Genomic DNA, 19,255 nt, shown 5'->3' with positions numbered 1-19,255 from the left:
AAAATCAGTCATACGCTATTGACGATAAAACAAATATTTAAGATTTCTCAGTCACTGGTGGCCCAAACCGAGTAATCAAAATGCCAAAGATTGTAGCGAAGATATACATAAAAATAGAATAAACTGCAGCGGGCATTGCGATCGTCGTACTGGCCATAATTGTAAACGCAATCGTCATTGCAAGGGTGCTGTTATGAATCCCGATTTCAAATGCACAGGCACGGGCTTGATATGAACTGATCCCAAAGAAACGCGGTACAAAATAACCAACTGCCAAACTGATTGCACAGAATAAAGCGGTAGCAAAGCCAATCTGTCCCAGATACTCAACCAGATTATGCCGCTCATTAAAAATTGCCCCAGCAATAATGATGAGTAAGAAAACAATTGCAAAAATACGTACAGGACGATTTAACTTTTCTGCTAAATGTGGGGCAAAATGACGAACCAGCATACCGATTGCCACAGGCACCAAGATAATTAGAAATACTTGTAGAATTTTAGAAAATTGTAGCCCTACATGTTGTCCTTCATTCATAAAATGCAAAATGGCGAAATTGACAATAAACGGTAAGAACAGGGCAGCAACCAAAGCATTGAGTGCGGTCAAACTAATGTTTAAAGCGATGTCACCCTTATACAAATAACTAAATAAGTTAGCAGTCGAGCCACCCGGTGATGCGGCTAAAAGCATGAGACCCACAGCAAGTAACGGCGGTAGCGCAAGGATTTTACAAATCAAGAATGCAATCCCGACCAATAAAACTAATTGGCAAAACAGGGCAATGATAACGGCTTTTGGGTGTTTGGTGACACGGGCGAAATCTTTTAAGGTGAGTTCCAAGCCCATACCCGCCATGACAATGGCAAGTGCGATTGGCAAGAAAAGGGTGATCAATCCTGAATCCATAACTATTCGTTCCTTTGAGTTAAAATTATATTAAAAAAATTTATATATTATTTCCTGTGAAGATATCAACTTTCCAATAATTTTGTTGATATATTTGGCATAAGTCGATTAATTTATTAAACTGGTTTGCAAATAAACTCATCGATTATCAAAACTAAATAACAAATTAATGTCTTTATGTTATTAATTCTAATCATTTATATCACTTAAATATTTTATTAACTTTGACAGCATAAATTTGTCAAATAGATGACAGTTTATTCAAAATAAATTGAAAAGCATAAGAGATAAAACTCCCAAATATGACGATTTACATTTTTATAACGTTATATGGATTTTGTTAACGAAAGCAGATTATGTATATAAAACAAGCAAAAGATGTGGCCTTTTTTGTTAATAAGGAAAATTTGTAGCAAAACAATAAAAAATAATATATATAGGTTTAACAACATTATAGATCTATTTTAAAAAATAAGTTTATGAAGATAAAGTAGGCCAAACTTACAATTACATAAATTTTAAATATAGTTTTTATAACATTCTGTCTACTGGCAGAAATAGAAAAAACACCTGTCAAAACGGTCAATGATATTTATTTGACTTAAGAATGATAATTTGCAGCAATTTTTACACTGTGACGATTTATTGAATAAAACCAAGTGAAAAGTTACGTAAAAAAGACGCCAATATTTTGTTGGTATAAATAAAAAATTGAATATTACAAATAAGCGGAATGAATATGGATAACGTCGCTCAGCTAGAAACTGACACTAATTTCCAAAGTCGAAAAAAAATAACATGGGCTGTTTTTAGTGCGCTTCTGTTATTACTCATTATCGGCATTATATATTATTTTTTTGTATATCGATATTATCAGTCTACCGATAATGCCTATGTTCAAGCTGATGTCACTTGGGTAATGCCAAAGATATCTGGTGAAGTGATTGAATTGATCATTAAAGATAATCAGGTGGTTAAAAAAGGCGAGACCTTGGCGATACTGGATCATCGTGATTATCAAGCTCGTTATGATCAAGCCCGTTCAGTCGTGACCTTAAAACAGGCAGCGCTTGGGGTGCAGCAGCAAAATGAAAAATCAGCAAAGTCATCTATTAGTGAAGCAAATAGTGGTGTTGTTGCAGCGCAAGCTGACTTATCCCGCTTGAAAAAAGATTTTGACCGCTATCAGGACTTGTTAAAAGATGGGGTGATTACTCGCCAAAACTTTGAAGCTGTCCAGTCTCAGTATTTAACCGCACAGGCACAACTGAGCAAGGCGCAAGCCGCTGTCAATGCAGCCGAAGCGCAACTCGGTAGTCTACAGGCAAGTAGAGCCCAAATTTTGGCAGATATTCAAAATGCCAATGCGAGTCTGGATCTTTATCAGATTGATCTTGCTTCATCAAAAGTGATTAGTCCCGTGTCGGGCAAAGTCGGTAGTCTTGCAATCCAGAAAGGTTCACGTGTTTCACCACAAACGCGTTTGATGGCAATCATTCCTGAAAAAAGCTTATATGTACAGGCCAACTTCAAAGAAACTCAAATTGAAAAAATGCATATTGGTCAGCAAGTTAAATTAAAAATAGATGCATATCCAAGCCTGACATACACCGGAAAAATCGAAAGCTTTTCTCCAGCATCCGGGGCGACTTTTTCACTCATGCCACCTGACAATGCGACGGGGAATTTTAACAAAGTTGTACAACGTATTCCTGTTCGCATCACCATAGATTCAAGCCCGCATATTGATCTCATTAAACCGGGAATGTCGGTCAGCGCGACCGTTGATCTCAGAACTTAAACATAAAGTCTTAGGTGTAAGTGATGAATCAGTCTGTCGAAAGTGAATGGAAATTCCCTCGAAAAACCGCATGGGCAATTTTTGCTGCCATGATTTTTGGCAACTTTATGGCGATCCTTGATATTCAGATCGTAGCGAGTTCTTTAAATGAAGTTCAAGCAGGTATGAGTGCAAGCCGTTATGAAGTGACTTGGGTACAAACGGTTTATTTGATTGCAGAAATTATCGCGATTCCAATGTCTAGCATTGTATCGCGAGTACTTTCTACACGTGTCTATTACACCATTTGTGCGGTTGGATTTACCATCAGCTCACTGCTTTGTGCGTTGGCATGGAATCTGGAAAGTTTACTGGTTTTCCGTGGCATTCAGGGCTTTATGGGCGGAGGCATGATTCCAACTTCGATGACAGCGTTGTATCTGCTTTTTCCTGAAGCAAAACGCTCATTACCGTTGGTGACCTTCGGGATGGTTAGTACATTAGGCCCAGCGATTGGCCCAACTATTGGCGGCTGGTTAACCAATAATTTCTCATGGCACTGGATGTTCCTGATCAATATCATTCCGGGGATTATTATTGCCACTGTGATTTACTCAGGGCCAAATATTGACCGCGCCAATTATTCACTGATTAAAACTATGGACTGGCTGAGCCTGATTGGTATGGCGATGTTCTTGGGTGGGCTGGAATATTTCCTTGATGAAGGTGCACGGCACGACTGGCTTGCAGATTCAGGCGTTCGTATTGCCTTGATGATCTGTCTGATCGGCGGCATGATTTTCTTCACTCGAAGCTTTACTCAGCCTAAGCCTTTACTTGATCTGAGCGTATTCAAAAACAAGAACTTCACCCTAAGTGCAATTACGACCTTTGTCATCGGCATGGCGCTGTATGGCTTGGGCTATATGATTCCTGTTTTTCTTGGGCAGGTTCGAGAAATGAACAGTAGCCAGATTGGTCACATTATGATGGTGACAGGCGTGGTGATGTTCTTTTTTGCGCCGTTCCTTGCTTGGCTGATTCCTAATTTTGACACTCGTAAAACCGTATTCGTTGGCATGATTCTGGCGGGGTTCGGAGTATGGCTGAATTCACATCTCAGCATCCACAGTGATTATGACTTTATGTTCTGGCCACAAATTTATCGTGGTATCGGCTTGATGATTTGTCTGATTGTGGTTTCACATTTAGCCATGAGTACTTTACCGCTAAGTAAAGTGGCTGACGCCAGCGGTATTTATAACCTGATGCGCAATATTGGTGGAGCAGTTGGCTTGGCATTGATCAACTCCTCACTAGACTGGCTGACAGCGCTACATGTGACTCAAATTAATCAATACATGACGCCACAGAACTGGATCTTTGTCGAAAGACTGGATCAGTTGACAGCGCAATATCAGGAGGTTGGTTCAAATGCACAGCAAATTGCGCTGAGCGTGATTTACCGTGACATTCATTATCAGGCGCTTACATCAAGTTTCAATGATTTATTACGTATGCTCGCAATCATTATGTTTGTGACGGCTTTTTTAACCATATTTATGGATCGGGGGAAAAAGATGGATATGTAGATATTTTAAATAGAGGGTAATTTCAAAAATGAAAAAACAATAGGGCTTATATAAAACATATCCCGTTATAAGAAAAGAATATTTATATAAGTATTTTTAATACCTCTATATGAGGTAGGGGTACTCGTGTATCTAGATTTAGAAGGTTAAAGTATTATGATTAATACAACATATAAACTAATTTCAAAATTTAACCAGAAAGAACGTACCTATGGTCAGTATTTTGAAAAAGAGCAAATCGATATTGATCGATTAAAAGTGATGTATTCTATTTATGAACAATATTATGAAAACACCAGATTTTCTATATTTGCAGAGGATTTTAAAAAGAAAAGTGGTGTGATTCTGGTTTTTAATTCACAAACCGATGAAATCGTGGGTTTCTCTACAGTCGTTGTGCAACATTTCTATTTAAATGGCAAGGACTATACCGTTTTATTTAGTGGCGACACTGTGATTTTAAGAGAGTTTTGGGGAACGCGTTCGCTTCAGAGCACCATGCTCAAACTGATGATCAAGTTAAGAATCAGATATCCATTTAATGAGCTGTACTGGTTGCTGATTTCTAAGGGTTATAAAACCTATTTATTACTTGCCAATAATTATTATGTGTACTACCCAAATATCAAAGATGAAAATCAGCATCTCTCCTCAGTCATTGAGCACTACTGTGAAAACTTCTTTGGCGAATATTATGATAAAGAAGCGGGATTACTAAATTTTGGTGAGGATTATCAACCATTAAAAGGTGAAATTGCACCGATTACAGCTGAAATGAGAGAAAAGAATCCTAATATTCATTTCTTCGAGCAGAAAAATCCAACCTGGAGCATTGGCACTGAACTCCCATGTATTGGACGTATGGGCTGGAAAGATATTGCCCGTTTTCCAGTGAAGCTCATGAGAAAGCCAGTCAGCAAAGGCAAATGTGAGGCGATTTTAACAACTAAAACCAACCGTAGAGAGGCCATCCAATGAAACCAAATGAATGGCTGACAACAGGCTCGCATCTTATTTTAAAGCAATGGTGCAATGCATCTGATCGTAATTTTCAAAAACAGTTTAATGCATTAGAAGCAACACAACGTCAAATTTTGCATTCGATTTTACAGACCTCAAGCTTTGCGAAAGATAAAAAAGTTCAAAACTATGAGCAGTTTGTAAAATCATTCTCTGCCACACGTTACGGCGCTTGGCGAGAAGAAATTCAACGCTATCGTGAGCAAAAGTTGACGCTTTCCAGCAGCAAGCTGGTGCGTTTTCAACCGACCAGTGGTTCAAGCGAACAGATCAAATTTATACCTTATACGAAATTGTTTTTAGATGAACTTGATCATGCGATTGCGCCGTGGTTAGCCAGTATGTATCGCAAGTGTCCTCAACTCAGCTCGGGCACACATTACTGGTCAGTGTCATGGTTGCCTGAAAGTCAGCGAGAAGTTTTAAAAGATAAAAACTTAAATGACGACAGTGCTTTATTAGGAATGGGTAAACGGATTTTATCGAAGTTTACCCAAGCTGTTCCAAGCAATGTGGCTTTTGCCGCAAATGCCGATGATGCATTATTTGCGACGATCTGTTATTTGGTTGCAAACCGAAATCTGGCGATGATCTCTGTCTGGAGTCCAACTTTTGCATTGCAACTTCTAGATCGTTTAGAAGCAATGCAACAGGAAGTCATTGAGGTACTTGAAAGTGGTTTATGGGGAAGTCGTCAAAGTTCACTGAAAGAAGTCACTGCACCGTATAGTCCCGAAAGTGCTCAGGCTTTAATTAGCAGTTCCAATGGCGAGCAGATTAATTTCAAAAAACTCTGGCCTAAATTAAGTCTGGTGTCCAGTTGGGATACCGCTGGTTCCAAAGCTTGGGCCGAGAAATTGCAACAGCGCCTTCCATCAGTGCAATTTGAAGGCAAAGGCTTGTGGGCGACTGAAGGTGTGGTGACCATTCCATATAACGATCAATATCCGCTTGCTTATCAGAGTCATTTTTATGAGTTTGAGTATCTTGAAGGTGAGAAGCAGGGCCAGATTATCCCGTCATGGGAACTCAAAGCTGGTGATGTAGTGAGCCCCATTATTACTTCGGGCAATGGTTTACTCCGTTATTGTCTAGATGATTGTTTGCGTGTCACAGGTTTTCTGGAACAAATCCCTTGTTTCGAGTTTCAGGGACGTCGTTTTGGCGTTGATCTGGTGGGAGAGAAACTTGCACCTGAAACGGCGCAACAACTGCTTTCACAACTCAATGAAACCGAATCTAAAGCAATCTCTTTGCTTGCTATAGATACAGAACAGCAGGTTAAACCTTTTTATTGTGTCCTGTTTGAAGGAGAAATTCATCACAGCATTAACGATGAATATATCGATCGTATCTTGCGCCAGAACTTCCATTATGAACTTGCACGTAATCTCGGTCAGTTAGATCAGCCACAGATTCGTCAAGCCCATAATGGTTGGAATGCCTATAAGAAACTGGTCATGTTTGACGGCATTATTGAAGGCAATATCAAGCCTGAACCATTAAAGAAAATTACCCTGAATAGTTTGGAACAACTATGAAGAAAGGGATGATGCAATTTAATAATCAGCTTTTTAAGTCCACGCATATTGCACTATGCGTGGGGATGTTCTTCGTTTCAAATAACGTGACTGCGATGACTTTAGATGAGGCATTGTCAGCAAGTTTAAGACATGAAAGTCAACTCGAAGTAAGTCGCTTAAGTGTGAATCAATCTACAGCAATGCTTGAGCAGGCCAAACAGCGAGATGGTTTAAAAGTCAATCTGGTCGGGCAACTGGATTATGAGCGGGTTGAAACACCTGCTCAGGTCATGTTTCCAACTGAAGGCAACCGTAAGGGCCGAAGTCTGCAATTACAACTGGATTATCCTGTCTATACCTCTGGACGACATCGCTTAGGGGTTGATGTGGCGAAAAACCAGTTATCTGCGCAGGCGCAGGGTTTATCGGATCAAAGATCGGAAACCATTCTTAATACGGTCATGGTCTATACCGATGTATTAAAAAAGAAAGCGATTTTAGAGTTGCGGAAAAAGACCATGTCTAACCTGCAACGCTCGCTTTATGAATCACAACGGCGTTTTGATGTTGGCATGATTACCCGAGCAGATCTGGCCCAGGTTTTAGCTCAAGTGGCTCAAGGACAAGCCGATATTACACAGGCGCAATCCAATCTCACCGTGAGTGAAGCACAGTTTTATCAAATTACGGGGGTCACGCCTGAAAATCTTGTGGCGATTAAACATCTTCCTGTCATTTCTAATCAGCTGGATGAAATATTGGCAAAAACCAATCATCATCCTGCCTTGATGCGTGCGAAATATGAGAAGCAAGCTGCCGAGAAACAATATGCTTTAACCAAACGGGAACTCTGGCCTACAGTCATGTTGACCAGCCGTGCGGGCAAGCAGCATGAAGCCAGTTATATCGGTTCTGAAAGTAACAATTACATGGTTGGGGTACAGTTGAATGTGCCTTTGTTTGATGATGGCCTGAATCGGGCCAATGCGCGAAAAGCACAGGCAGATGTCGACTTAGCCAACCAGAAAATCCGAACGCTTGAGCTTGATCTGAATCAACGCGCACGGACGACATACGCACAATTGCAAACCATTCGACAAAATAAAGAGGCACTTCAAAATGCCATAGATGCGGCGTCGATTGCCTTTGTTTATACCCGAAAAGAGTTTGAGTTAGGTACCAAAACAACCTTTGATTTGCTCAATACCGAACAAAAATTATTGGATGTACAAACCCAAAAAACAGTTAATGAACAGGATGAAGTTGTTTTTGTCTATCAACTTCTTGATCAAATGGGACAATTAAATCAGCTGGTTCCAAACCAGACCACAACACAGGTGAATAATGAATGAAAACAAATCCACCGACATCAACTGAAAGCAGCTTGATTACACGTGAAGCCACATTGGCAGATGATCAGGCTTTACGTGAACTGATTGCCGTGCCAATGACCACCAAAGGCGTGCAAATCAGCTTTCAGCGCGAACCGAGTTATTTTAAGGCATCAGATATCTTGTATCGTCACAAACTGCATGTGGTGATTGAAGATACTGAGAATCAGAAGAATGTGGCCTGTTACAGCAACGGTCATCGTCCATGTTATGTCGATAAAGCAGTACAGAATGTACGATATGCCAGTGATTTGCGGGTTGATCCCAATTATCGTGGCAAATCATTGGTCAAAATTCTGGGTGCACACGTTAAACAAACGCTCCATGAACCTGATTTTAGCCAGATGATTATTTTCAATGATAATTATGCTGCAAGAGCTGCCATACAAACTGGTAAAACAGGAATTCCAGATTACTATGATGAAGGTCTGATCGAAACTTTGACTTTGACTCATCTAGGGACAAAACGTGATATTGATGCATTCTTAGAAAAGACCAAGCAAACAGAAATAGGCAACATTCATTCTCGTGTTGCTCAACCAGAAGATATCCCTGCAATGAATACGTTTATTGCAGCAATGGCACAGCACTATAATTTTATTCCTGCTTATAATTTTGAAGAACTGCAAGCAGGGCATCACTATTTTACGGGTCTACAATTGTCAGACTTTCAATTGTATTTCCAGAATGAGAAATTAGTCGGCATGTTTGGATTGTGGGATCAGCATAGCCTGAAACAAACCAAAATCCTGCATTACAGCCCCTTAATTGGTGTATTTCGTCCTGTTTATAATTTATTGACCAAAATCACCAAAGCAATGCCATTGCCGAAACTGGGTGATTCGCTCAAATATCATGTGTTACACAGCTTATTATCTCATCCACAACATTTGGCGCTGCACCATTTAATGCTTGAAGATGCCTATCAACTGTCTAAGCAGAAAGGGGTTGGGGTAATGAGTTTCACCTTGTCACATCAAGATCCACGCTACCAATTGAATCAGTTTTATAAAGGTGAACGATTAACAGGAATGCATGGCTTTATTAGTTTTGCAGGTGATCCACGTCCGAACTTTGATAAGAGTTTAATTCCATATCTGGAAGTTGGGCGGATTTGATTTGATCTATAAAAATGCCTCAAAGTATTGGAAAGTAAACTTTGAGGCATTTTGAGTAGAAGGGGGAAAATTATTGAGCTTTTAAGCTGTTTGCATATTCGACCAGTTGATCAACCACAGTTCCCCAACCTTCAAAGAAGCCCATATCCTCATGCTGTTGGCGGGTTTCCTGAGTCCGATGTCGCGCAATCGCTGTATATTTAGTTGCGCCATTACCCACATCTTCAAGTAATAGAATCGCAGTCATAAATGGATTTTCAGCAGGTTTCCAGTCTTCAGTATAGGTATCAGTAAAAACCAGTTTTTCGCCGTCAATCACTTCTAAGAAAACGCCTTGATTATTGATTTCATTGCCATCCACATCAAAGATAGTATTGAATTTTCCACCCACTCTTAAATCAATTTCACAGGCCTTGATCGAGTGAGGGCGAGGAATAAAGAAGTGTTTGATATGTTCAGGCTTCGTCCAGCATTCCCAGACCAGTTCACGGGGCACATCAATCACTCTTTCTAGTTTTAAATCAGTTTTGGGATCCAGTTTCATTTTCTCTTTTCCTTTTTAATTCGAGTGCGTAACGATCAAATTGATTGAGTCTTTGTTCCCAGATGGCTCGTTGTTCACTTAACCAGTTTTGCATAGGCGTAAATGCATCAGGGGCCAAAGCACAAGTTCTGATTCGTCCATTTTTTTCAGAATGAATGAGTCCAGCCTGCTCTAATTTGTTCAAATGCTTTAGAAAAGAAGGCAGGGCCATATCATGTTGTTCAGCCAGTTCAGTGATTGAGGCTGATCCAAAAGACAGCCGCGTTAAGATATCTCTACGCGTTGGATCACTAAGCGCACTGAACAACAAATCAAGTTTAGAATCATACTTAGCCATAGAGCTAAGTATTGTGCATTTATTAATCTAATGTCAACTAAAACTTAGCTAAAAGGATAAGTTTTTTTAAATGCTCATTATCACTTTGTTTTTAGGCTTTATTCACCAATAAGATACCGATGAAACTGAGGACTGCACCCACAGCCATTGATCCAGTAATCGGTTCTTTCAGTATAAAAAAGGCCAGTAACACAGCAAAAATCGGAACAAGATTGGTAAAAATAATGGTTTTGGATGCTCCAATGGCATGAATGGCTTGTGCATACCAGATGAAGGTCAGTACGGTACCCAAAGCACCTAAATAAAGAACAGCTAGCCAACTGTTCAATGAGATATTGATAAACGTTTTATAACTTAACTCAGGCATTGAACTGATGAAAAGAAATGCGGTCCCCCAAAGGACGGCGTATGTGGTCATGGTCAATGCCGATGTATTTGTGTGCTTCAAGCACAAGGTATAAATCACCCAACTGAATACCGCACCACACATCATCATTTCACCAAGCCCAAAAGACTGTTGTAAGGCATTAAATACTTCACCGCGAGTCACCACCAGCAGTGTTCCAACTAGGGCAATACAGACACCAAGATATTTGATTCTGCTTAACTTTTCGTGAAAGAAAATACGCATGATCAAGACAGTCAGGATAGGTGACAAACTGACAAACAAAGCTGTTCGACCTGCCGCAATTCGGGAAAGCGCAGCAAAGAAAAACAGGTTATAAGTGCATATTCCAGTTAAGCCCATCAGAATTGCATAAATATGCTGTTGAGTGGAAAGACGGGGAAAGCCGCCTGTTGTTTTGATCAGTAAAATAAGCAGCAAGATGGCAGCAATGGAGAAGCGTAACAGTGCAGATAAAGCTGGAGAAACTTCTGCGGCAAGAATACGTCCAGCAATAAAGGTGCCACCCCACATCAAAGCTACACAGATCAATTTAAAATAAACAGTACAACGTGGCAGCAAAATTGCGAAATGGCGCATGAGGTTTTTTAATCAATACAGAATTAAAGCAAATCGTAAAACTCATTTATCTTTATAGTAAAATGAGCTTTTACTCATGAATGGTCTATCATGACACTAACTCAACTCGAAATCTTTTCAAAACTGGCAGAATTAAAAAACTTTACCCTGACCGCACAGCAACTGAATATTTCACAGTCTGCGATTTCACATGCACTTAAATCCTTGGAAAAGAAATGGGAAACTCAGCTGTTTTATCGCAATAACAATGAAGTTGAACTCACCGCAGCAGGCCAAGGTTTGCTGCCTTATGTGAATGAAATGCTGAATGTCTCAACCATTATTCATCAACAAGTCATGGACCTCAAAGGTTTTAAAACAGGGAGTTTGCGTATCGGCTCCTTTGGCGCATCTTCTTCCAATGTACTGCTTCCATTGATTTTAGAAAATTTTAGTCGGGAATATCCCGAGGTCGAAGTATTGATTTTTGAGGGAACAGATAAAGAGGTGTTGCAATGGATAGATGAGCGCAAAGTTGATCTTGGTTTTGTGGTTTTACCTGAGTCTCGCTTTGATACTTTTGCTGTATTGGAAGATATCTTTGTGGCTTTGATACCAAAGCATTTACCGATTGCCCAACAAGCTGCGGTCAAACTAGAAGAATTGATGGATTATCCTTTTATTTTGACCAGTGCAGGCAGTCAAAATCATGTGCTGGAATTATTTAGAGCAGCTCAACTAACACCTCAAGTGAAGTATCATCTCTCTCAAATCCTGTCGATTTTAAATATGGTAAATAGCAATGCAGCGGTATCTATTGTGGCTGATTTATCCCTTGATCAAAACATTCTGCAACTGTATCCCAATATCGTAAAACGACCATTATCACCAAATATTAAACGCTCAATTGGCTTGGCTGTGAAGAACAAGCAGCAAATGACACCAATTGCAAAAGCATTTATTGAGATTGCAACACAACTGTAAATATCTGGTTAAATCATCAACAATTCAGCTGACTGTTCATAAAAAGGCTAGAAAAACAGACAAAAGTTATCAATTACACAAAATACTTCTATAATAGCGGCCATTATTACTAAGGTCAGTGTTCGATCGTGCTTAAATGACCTTAGCCACAGTTTTCTTTTTTAAGTCTATTTCATATCTACGATTCGGCTTATCAATCAATATTTTCACTCTTGTGTGCTTGCAACGCATAAGAATATTTAGGTGTTCGCATGGAAATTAAGGTTAATTATCTCGACAATCTTCGACAAGAGGCGAAGTTTGATGATTTTACGGTAATCGCCGATCAGCCCATTCGCTATAAGGGCGATGGCTCTGCGCCCGGTCCATTCGACTATTTCCTTGCTTCATCTGCATTGTGTGCGGCTTACTTTGTCAAAGTGTATTGTGCTGCGCGTGACATTCCAACGGATAACATCCGTTTATCACAAAATAATATTGTAGATCCTGAAAACCGCTATAAACAGATTTTTAAAATTCAGGTTGAACTCCCAGCCGACATTTCTGAAAAAGACCGTCAAGGGATCTTACGTTCAATTGATCGCTGTACCGTAAAAAAGGTGATTCAGACTGGCCCTGAATTTGTCATTGAAGAAGTGGAAAGTATTGATGCAGATGCACAAGCGTTGCTGATGCCAAGCCTGACTTCAGAAAACAATACTTATATTTTGGGCAAAGACCTGCCGCTAGAACAAACCATTGCCAATATGTCTGAGATTTTGGCTGGTTTAGGCATGAAGATTGAAATTGCATCATGGCGTAATATTGTGCCGAATGTATGGTCATTACACATCCGTGATGCACAGTCTCCAATGTGTTTTACCAATGGTAAAGGCTCAACCAAAGAAAGTGCTTTGGCATCGGCTTTAGGTGAATTCATTGAGCGTTTAAACTGTAATTTCTTCTATAATGACCAGTTCTGGGGTGAAGAGATTGCCAATGCAGAATTTGTGCATTATCCAGATGAAAAATGGTTTAAGCCGGGGCCAAATGGTGAGTTACCAAAAGAAATTCTGGATGAATACTCTCTCGAAATTTATAACCCTGATGATGAGTTACTGGGCACACATCTGTACGACACTAACTCAGGCAATACTGAACGTGGTATCTGTTCATTACCATTTGTACGTCAATCTGATAATGAAACTGTCTATTTCCCGTCAAATCTGATTGAAAACCTATATCTCAGTAATGGTATGAGCGCAGGAAATACCTTGGTTGAAGCTCAGGTTCAGTGCTTATCTGAAATTTTTGAACGTGCGGTTAAGCGTGAAATCTTGGAAGGTGAAATTGCCTTACCTGACGTACCACAAGAAGTATTGGCAAAATACCCAGCTATCGTAGCAGGGATTCATGGTCTGGAAGAACAAGGCTTCCCAGTACTTGTCAAAGATGCTTCATTAGGCGGTCAATTCCCTGTAATGTGTGTGACGTTAATGAACCCACGTACAGGCGGTGTCTTTGCCTCATTTGGCGCGCACCCAAGTTTTGAAGTCGCTTTAGAACGTAGTTTGACTGAACTACTACAAGGTCGTAGTTTCGAAGGTTTAAATGACTTACCGCAACCGACTTTCCAAAGCAATGCAGTGACTGAACCAAACAACTTTGTTGAGCACTTCATTGATTCAAGTGGTTTAGTCTCTTGGCGTTTCTTTAGTGCCAAATCTGATTATGACTTTGTAGAATGGGACTTCACCAATGAAGGTGAAAACTCAAATGCTGAAGAAGCAGCTGAGTTATTTGGTATTCTTGAGGAAATGGGCAAAGAAGTCTACATGGCGGTGTATGAGCACTTAGGTGCAACAGCATGTCGTATTCTGGTGCCTGATTATTCTGAAATTTATCTGGTTGAAGACCTGATTTGGGACAATACCAATAAAGCTTTATTATTCCGTGAAGATATTCTCAATCTACATCGTTTAGATGAAGCACAGCTGGAAGCATTGGTCGAGCGTTTAGAAGAATCTGAACTGGACGATTACACTGAAATCACGACATTGATTGGTATTGAGTTTGATGACAATACTGTGTGGGGTCAGTTAACCTTGCTCGAATTGAAGCTATTAATCTATGTTGCCTTACAACAGTTTGAAGAAGCCAAAGAACTGGTTGAGACCTTCTTGCAGTACAACACCAACACGGTAGAACGTGGTTTATTCTATCAGTGCATGAATGTCGTGCTTGAAGTGTTGCTCGATGACGAAATGGAACTGGAAGATTACGAGATCAATTTCCGTCGTATGTTTGGCAATGAACGTATGGACGCGGTTATCGGCTCGGTTGAAGGTACGGTTCGTTTCTATGGTTTAACCCCAACCAACATGCAATTGGAAGGACTTGACCGTCATTTACGTTTAATCGACAGCTATAAAAAATTGCACAAAGCGCGTGCGAAAGCAGTTGGCTTAAATGTCTAAAACACGTTAAATATTCATTTAAAAAGTGCATGTTGATCATGCACTTTTTTTATTTACTGCATAGAACACTTTGTTTTTTATTACTCAGAATATTAATAAATTGATGGCTTGACCTTGCAATTATTGGAAGGACTACAGTGTCTTTCATAAAGGTAAATGTGCCAGATGAGAGAGAAACGCTGATCTATTATTGACGGTATCATTTCCTTTATTTTCATCAATATAGCAAGTCAATCACATCTTAAATGAATGTTGATACTGCTCAACAGAAAGGAAACAAGAATGAGTGAACAACAATCTGCAACACCGCCTAACTCAAATGATCCAAGTGATTTCTATAGTCTCTCTACACGTGCTTATATGGAACTAACCAGCCGTATGCATGTAGATATGCAAATCAATTACACTGACAATGCCGACATCGATTTTATGCGTGGAATGCTGCCTCATCATCAAGCCGTAGTTGATATGGCCAAGATCGCCTTGAAATATGGTTATGATCCAGAAGTTCGAATGTTGGCAAAAAATATTATTTTGGCACAAGATATTGACATTAAAGTAATAAATGCTTGGTTAAAACGGCATTTTTTATAAGTCTGTATTGTTGACTTATTTTAGATAAAAGGCTTTATGACAAAGCCTTTTATTATTTGTGATTGATCATATCAACCTATTCAAAGGTACTAACTATGCCTAAAATAACAGTTCTCCCGAATGAAAAAATTTGTCCTGAAGGTCGTGAAATTGAAATAGAGCACGGGACAAATCTCTGTAGAGGTTTGCTTGATTATGCTATCGAAATCGAACATGCCTGTGATCTTTCAGGAGCATGTACAACCTGTCACGTGATCGTAAAAAAAGGATTTGATAGCTTACCGGAAATGGGAGATATTGAAGCTGATTTACTCGACCGAGCCTGGGGGTTGACCCCTTATTCACGTCTATCCTGTCAGGTCGATGTACAGAAAGATGATTTAGAAATAGAAATCCCAAAATATACTGTGAATTATGTGTCCGAAAAGAAAGGCTGAACAGCTAATTTCCTAATTTAATGACCAAAAGACTTGACCTTCCAATTATTGGAACGTTTATATTGAATCTATCTTCTTTCATAACCAAGTGGAGCATTCGTATGGAATTTCATGTAGAAAATATGACCTGTGGTGGCTGTGCACGTGGTGTAACGCGCGCGATTCAGGAAGTGGATGCCAATGCAAAAGTAATCACTGATCCACCTAACCGTAGTGTAAAAGTAGAAACCACGGCATCACAACAGCAAGTGGCTGATGCATTAACAGAAGCAGGTTTTCCACCACGTTAATCTGTATCTAATAAAAAAGCGGCTGATATAGCCGCTTTTTTTAATTTCAAGAAAATACTAAAAAATGAAAAGGCCATATGTCTATAGCCTTGTAATAAATCTTATTTGCGCCCAGTTAAGGGTGAGAGCGAGAGCAGATCATTATGATGGTGGATATCTTTCATTTCATGACTCGGTTCTCTCAAGCCCTCAAGAATTGGACAGTCGGGACGATTGTCACCAGCGCAGCAATCCACCAAAGTTTGCAAGGTTTGCGCCATTTGCTGTAAATCCTGAATGCGTTCTTCTAACTTATGGATATGTGCCTGAGCCAGATGTTTTACATCCGCGCTATGCCTGTTGCGATTGTTCCATAAATCCAGCAGATCGGTAATTTCTGCTACCGAGAAGCCCAATTCACGACTACGTTTAATAAATTTCAAACGCTCAACATCATTATCTGAATAAGAACGATAACCCGCATTGCTACGACCAGCCGCTGGAATCAAACCTATCTGCTCGTAATAACGGATCATCTTGGCAGTCACGCCAGAAGCCTGAGATACTTTACCAATATTCATAACATCCTCCATTAGCGGCTGCGTGTAGAAGGTGGCTGGAAACGACGTAAACGTAATGCATTACCCAGCACAAAGACACTAGACAGTGCCATCGCACCCGCTGCAAAGATAGGTGACATCAGGATACCATAGGCTGGATAGAGTAGCCCTGCAGCCACAGGAATCAACAGGGTATTGTAAGCAAAGGCCCAAAACAGGTTCTGGTGAATATTGCCAATCGTCGCTTTTGATAAAGCAATGGCATTGGCTACACCTTGCAGATTGCCTGACATCAACACCACATCCGCAGACTCAATCGCAACATCTGTGCCCGTACCAATGGCAAGACCTACATCCGCTTCTGCTAGCGCAGGGGCATCATTAATACCATCACCGACAAAGGCAATATTGCCGTATTTTGCTTTTAACTGTTGTACTGCTTTGACTTTGCCTTCAGGTAGAACTTCTGCAATTACTTCGTCGATACCCAGTTGTTTGGCAATCGCATGAGCCGTACGCGCATTGTCACCGGTAATCATAGCCACTTTTAAACCGAGCTGATGTAATGCCTGAATGGCTGCTGGTGTTGACTCTTTAATCGGATCTGCGACAGCGATAATCCCAGCAAGTGCACCATCAATGGCAACATAGAGTGGCGATTTGCCTTCGTCACCTAAACGTTGTGCTGTGGCTGCAAAAGGTGCAACCTCAATACCCAGCTGAACCATATAGCGATCTGCACCAATCTGAATGGCCTGACCATTTACGCTGGCGTCAACACCCATACCTGTCACTGACTCAAACCGCTCAACTTGCGGAAGTCCCAGTTGTTGCTGTTCAGCTGCATCGACAATGGCTTTAGCAATCGGATGTTCTGAGCGCGCTTCAACAGCCGCAACCAGACTCAACACCTCATCGCGTTGAAAAGAGGGAGTCACTTCAAAATCTGTCAGTACAGGATGACCTTCGGTTAATGTGCCTGTTTTATCCACCGCAACCACTTGAGCATCTTTTAGCAGTTGTAAAGCTTCGCCTTTACGGAACAATACACCTAACTCTGCGCCACGACCTGTACCGACCATAATCGAAGTTGGCGTTGCCAATCCCATTGCACATGGACATGCGATAATCAGTACCGCAACAGCATTGACCAAGGCGAAAGTTAAAGCAGGTGATGGCCCAAAAATCAGCCAGACGAGGAAAGTCAGTAGGGCAGCCAACATGACGGCAGGCACAAACCATAATGTCACTTTATCCACCACCGCCTGAATCGGCATTTTAGAGCCTTGCGCTTGCTCAACCAGACGGATAATTTGCGCAAGCATGGTGTCACCACCCACAGCCAGCGCTTTAAAACTCAAGTTGCCATTTTGGTTAATGGTTCCGCCCACCACCTGACTGCCGATATTCTTCTCAACAGGAATAGGCTCGCCTGTAATCATGGATTCATCAACGAAGCTTTGGCCTTCAAGCACTTCACCATCGACAGGGATTCTTTCGCCAGGTTTCACCATCACCAAGTCGCCCGCAACCACTTGATCAATTGGAATGTCGGTGATTTGACCATCTCGTGAAACATGAGCAACTTTTGCCTGTAAGCTAACCAAACGTTGAATCGCTTCCGAAGTTCGACCTTTGGCTTTAGCTTCAAGAAACCGTCCTAACAGGATTAAAGCCACAATAACGGCTGCTGCTTCGTAGTAAACATTGACGGTTCCTGTTGGCAACAGTGTCGGTGTAAAGGTAGCGACCAGTGAGAAGAGATAAGCAGCTAAAGTCCCGACTGCCACCAAAGAGTTCATATCGGGTGCTAAACGGAATAAGGCAGGAATACCTTTACTATAAAAACGTCGACCCGGAATAATCAGGACTAAAGTGGTTAAAACAAATTGTAAGTACCAACTGTTTTGAATCCCAATGCTGTGTTCAATCAGATGATGAACGCCCGGAATCAGGTGAGAACCCATTTCCAGAATAAACACAGGTAAGGCCAGAATCGTGGCAAGGATCAGGTCACGTTTGAGTTCAGCTCTTTCCTGATCTTTCTTCTCAAGTTGTTCGCTTTGATCTGGCGCCGCCGCCTGAATTTCTTTGGCATCGTAACCCGCCTTATCAATCGCTGCGATGAGGCTTTCAATACTGGCTGTACCATTTACGGTTGCACGTTCTGTAGCGAGATTGACATTGGCCGTTTTTACACCTGCTACAGCATTCAATGCTTTTTCAACCCGACTGACACACGAAGCACATGTCATCCCCTCAATAGAAAGCTCAACTGTATTGGCAGGGACGTCATAACCCGTTCGCTCGATTGCCTGAATCAGTACTTGTCGATCTATTGGCTTATTCAAGGTGATATCTGCACGTTCAGTGGCTAAATTCACGGAGGCGGATTGTACACCTTCAACTTTTTTTAAGGCAGTTCCGACACGACCAACACAACTGGCGCAGGTCATTCCTTCAACTTGAAGTGAAACTTTTATATTTTTAGTTTCTGTATTTGTTTGGGTTTCCATAAGTAAGACCTATAGAGCTAATTCTGATTGCTTAAAGCATAGACCTTAACATTATGGGAAGGTCAAGAGGGGATTTTCAATTTTTAAAGCTATATCTGTTTAACTCGTCAAATTTATTATTTTCATCGCAATTTAAAAAAAATGAATGGCCTTTGAATGGAAATATATGTTTTTTTAATTAGAATGATTGACGTAGCGATATTGGGTTATGAGTTAAAGCATCTAAAGAAAAATGATTGAAATACAGTTTTTGATCTCAA

General features: G+C 40.6%; 17 protein-coding genes. 11 read left to right on the top strand and 6 right to left on the bottom strand.

The genetic code is table 11. The annotated features are described in order from the left end of the window. Positions 1-37 precede the first annotated feature (37 nt). Entirely contained in the window at positions 38-910 is an 873-nt protein-coding gene (locus tag PJ15_RS02600; RefSeq protein WP_047427680.1) for a bile acid:sodium symporter family protein, read from the bottom strand. 739 nt (positions 911-1,649) lie between these two features. Between PJ15_RS02600 and PJ15_RS02595 the strand changes: the two genes are divergently transcribed. The 6 genes from PJ15_RS02595 (at position 1,650) to PJ15_RS02570 (ending at position 9,334) form a co-directional block, all read left to right on the top strand. Then, positions 1,650-2,711: an HlyD family secretion protein gene (locus PJ15_RS02595; RefSeq protein WP_047427674.1), complete on the top strand. Its 1,062-nt coding sequence runs from the start codon at positions 1,650-1,652 to the stop codon at positions 2,709-2,711. Between the two features lie 23 nt (positions 2,712-2,734). Next, positions 2,735-4,282, top strand: a complete 1,548-nt coding sequence (locus PJ15_RS02590) for a DHA2 family efflux MFS transporter permease subunit (protein ID WP_047427670.1) — start codon at positions 2,735-2,737, stop codon at positions 4,280-4,282. A 156-nt stretch (positions 4,283-4,438) separates the two neighbouring features. Further along, positions 4,439-5,260: a hypothetical protein gene (locus tag PJ15_RS02585; protein WP_047427667.1), complete on the top strand. Its 822-nt coding sequence runs from the start codon at positions 4,439-4,441 to the stop codon at positions 5,258-5,260. Then, entirely contained in the window at positions 5,257-6,843 is a 1,587-nt protein-coding gene (locus PJ15_RS02580) for a GH3 auxin-responsive promoter family protein (protein WP_047427664.1), read from the top strand. The genes PJ15_RS02585 and PJ15_RS02580 overlap by 4 nt, the downstream gene beginning before the upstream one ends. Then, on the top strand, positions 6,840-8,177 hold the full coding sequence (locus tag PJ15_RS02575) for a TolC family protein (protein WP_047427661.1): 1,338 nt from the start codon (positions 6,840-6,842) through the stop codon (positions 8,175-8,177). Before PJ15_RS02580 ends, PJ15_RS02575 begins: the two co-directional genes overlap by 4 nt. Then, positions 8,174-9,334 (top strand): hypothetical protein, encoded by a 1,161-nt coding sequence (locus PJ15_RS02570; protein WP_047427658.1) that lies wholly within the window; start codon positions 8,174-8,176, stop codon positions 9,332-9,334. The genes PJ15_RS02575 and PJ15_RS02570 overlap by 4 nt, the downstream gene beginning before the upstream one ends. A 70-nt stretch (positions 9,335-9,404) precedes the next feature. On the opposite strand, the gene PJ15_RS02565 is transcribed toward PJ15_RS02570, so the two are convergent. The 3 genes from PJ15_RS02565 to PJ15_RS02555 form a co-directional block, all read right to left on the bottom strand. Continuing rightward, on the bottom strand, positions 9,405-9,878 hold the full coding sequence (locus tag PJ15_RS02565; protein ID WP_047427655.1) for an SRPBCC family protein: 474 nt from the start codon (positions 9,876-9,878) through the stop codon (positions 9,405-9,407). Continuing rightward, entirely contained in the window at positions 9,856-10,215 is a 360-nt protein-coding gene (locus PJ15_RS02560; RefSeq protein WP_047427652.1) for an ArsR/SmtB family transcription factor, read from the bottom strand. The genes PJ15_RS02565 and PJ15_RS02560 overlap by 23 nt, the downstream gene beginning before the upstream one ends. Before the next feature lie 91 nt (positions 10,216-10,306). Beyond that, positions 10,307-11,200 carry a DMT family transporter gene (locus PJ15_RS02555; protein ID WP_047427649.1) on the bottom strand — a complete coding sequence of 298 codons (894 nt, stop codon included), beginning with the start codon at positions 11,198-11,200 and terminating at the stop codon, positions 10,307-10,309. 90 nt (positions 11,201-11,290) lie between these two features. Here PJ15_RS02555 and PJ15_RS02550 point away from each other — a divergent pair, with 90 nt between their 5' ends. From PJ15_RS02550 to PJ15_RS02530, 5 genes are all read left to right on the top strand, one after another. Continuing rightward, positions 11,291-12,163, top strand: a complete 873-nt coding sequence (locus PJ15_RS02550; RefSeq protein ID WP_047427645.1) for a LysR family transcriptional regulator — start codon at positions 11,291-11,293, stop codon at positions 12,161-12,163. A 251-nt stretch (positions 12,164-12,414) separates the two neighbouring features. Further along, positions 12,415-14,619, top strand: a complete 2,205-nt coding sequence (locus tag PJ15_RS02545) for an OsmC domain/YcaO domain-containing protein (protein ID WP_047427642.1) — start codon at positions 12,415-12,417, stop codon at positions 14,617-14,619. Between the two features lie 282 nt (positions 14,620-14,901). Next, positions 14,902-15,213: a DUF305 domain-containing protein gene (locus PJ15_RS02540; RefSeq protein ID WP_047427640.1), complete on the top strand. Its 312-nt coding sequence runs from the start codon at positions 14,902-14,904 to the stop codon at positions 15,211-15,213. Positions 15,214-15,308: 95 nt separating this feature from the next. After that, the gene (gene fdx / locus PJ15_RS02535; protein WP_047427638.1) at positions 15,309-15,650 is read left to right on the top strand and encodes an ISC system 2Fe-2S type ferredoxin; all 342 of its coding nucleotides are present in this window, start codon (positions 15,309-15,311) and stop codon (positions 15,648-15,650) included. Positions 15,651-15,751: 101 nt separating this feature from the next. Further along, entirely contained in the window at positions 15,752-15,940 is a 189-nt protein-coding gene (locus PJ15_RS02530; RefSeq protein WP_047427635.1) for a heavy-metal-associated domain-containing protein, read from the top strand. Between the two features lie 101 nt (positions 15,941-16,041). Here the strand turns inward: PJ15_RS02530 and cueR are convergent, their stop codons facing one another. Further along, on the bottom strand, positions 16,042-16,500 hold the full coding sequence (cueR, locus tag PJ15_RS02525) for a Cu(I)-responsive transcriptional regulator (protein ID WP_005257759.1): 459 nt from the start codon (positions 16,498-16,500) through the stop codon (positions 16,042-16,044). Positions 16,501-16,511: 11 nt separating this feature from the next. After that, complete coding sequence (locus PJ15_RS02520; protein ID WP_047427631.1) at positions 16,512-18,995, bottom strand: heavy metal translocating P-type ATPase; 2,484 nt, start codon at positions 18,993-18,995, stop codon at positions 16,512-16,514. Positions 18,996-19,255 lie beyond the last annotated feature (260 nt).

It is taken from the genome of Acinetobacter sp. neg1 (assembly GCF_000788125.1).
Lineage (GTDB): Bacteria > Pseudomonadota > Gammaproteobacteria > Pseudomonadales > Moraxellaceae > Acinetobacter > Acinetobacter vivianii.
This window is presented reverse-complemented; position numbering and strand designations above follow the sequence as displayed.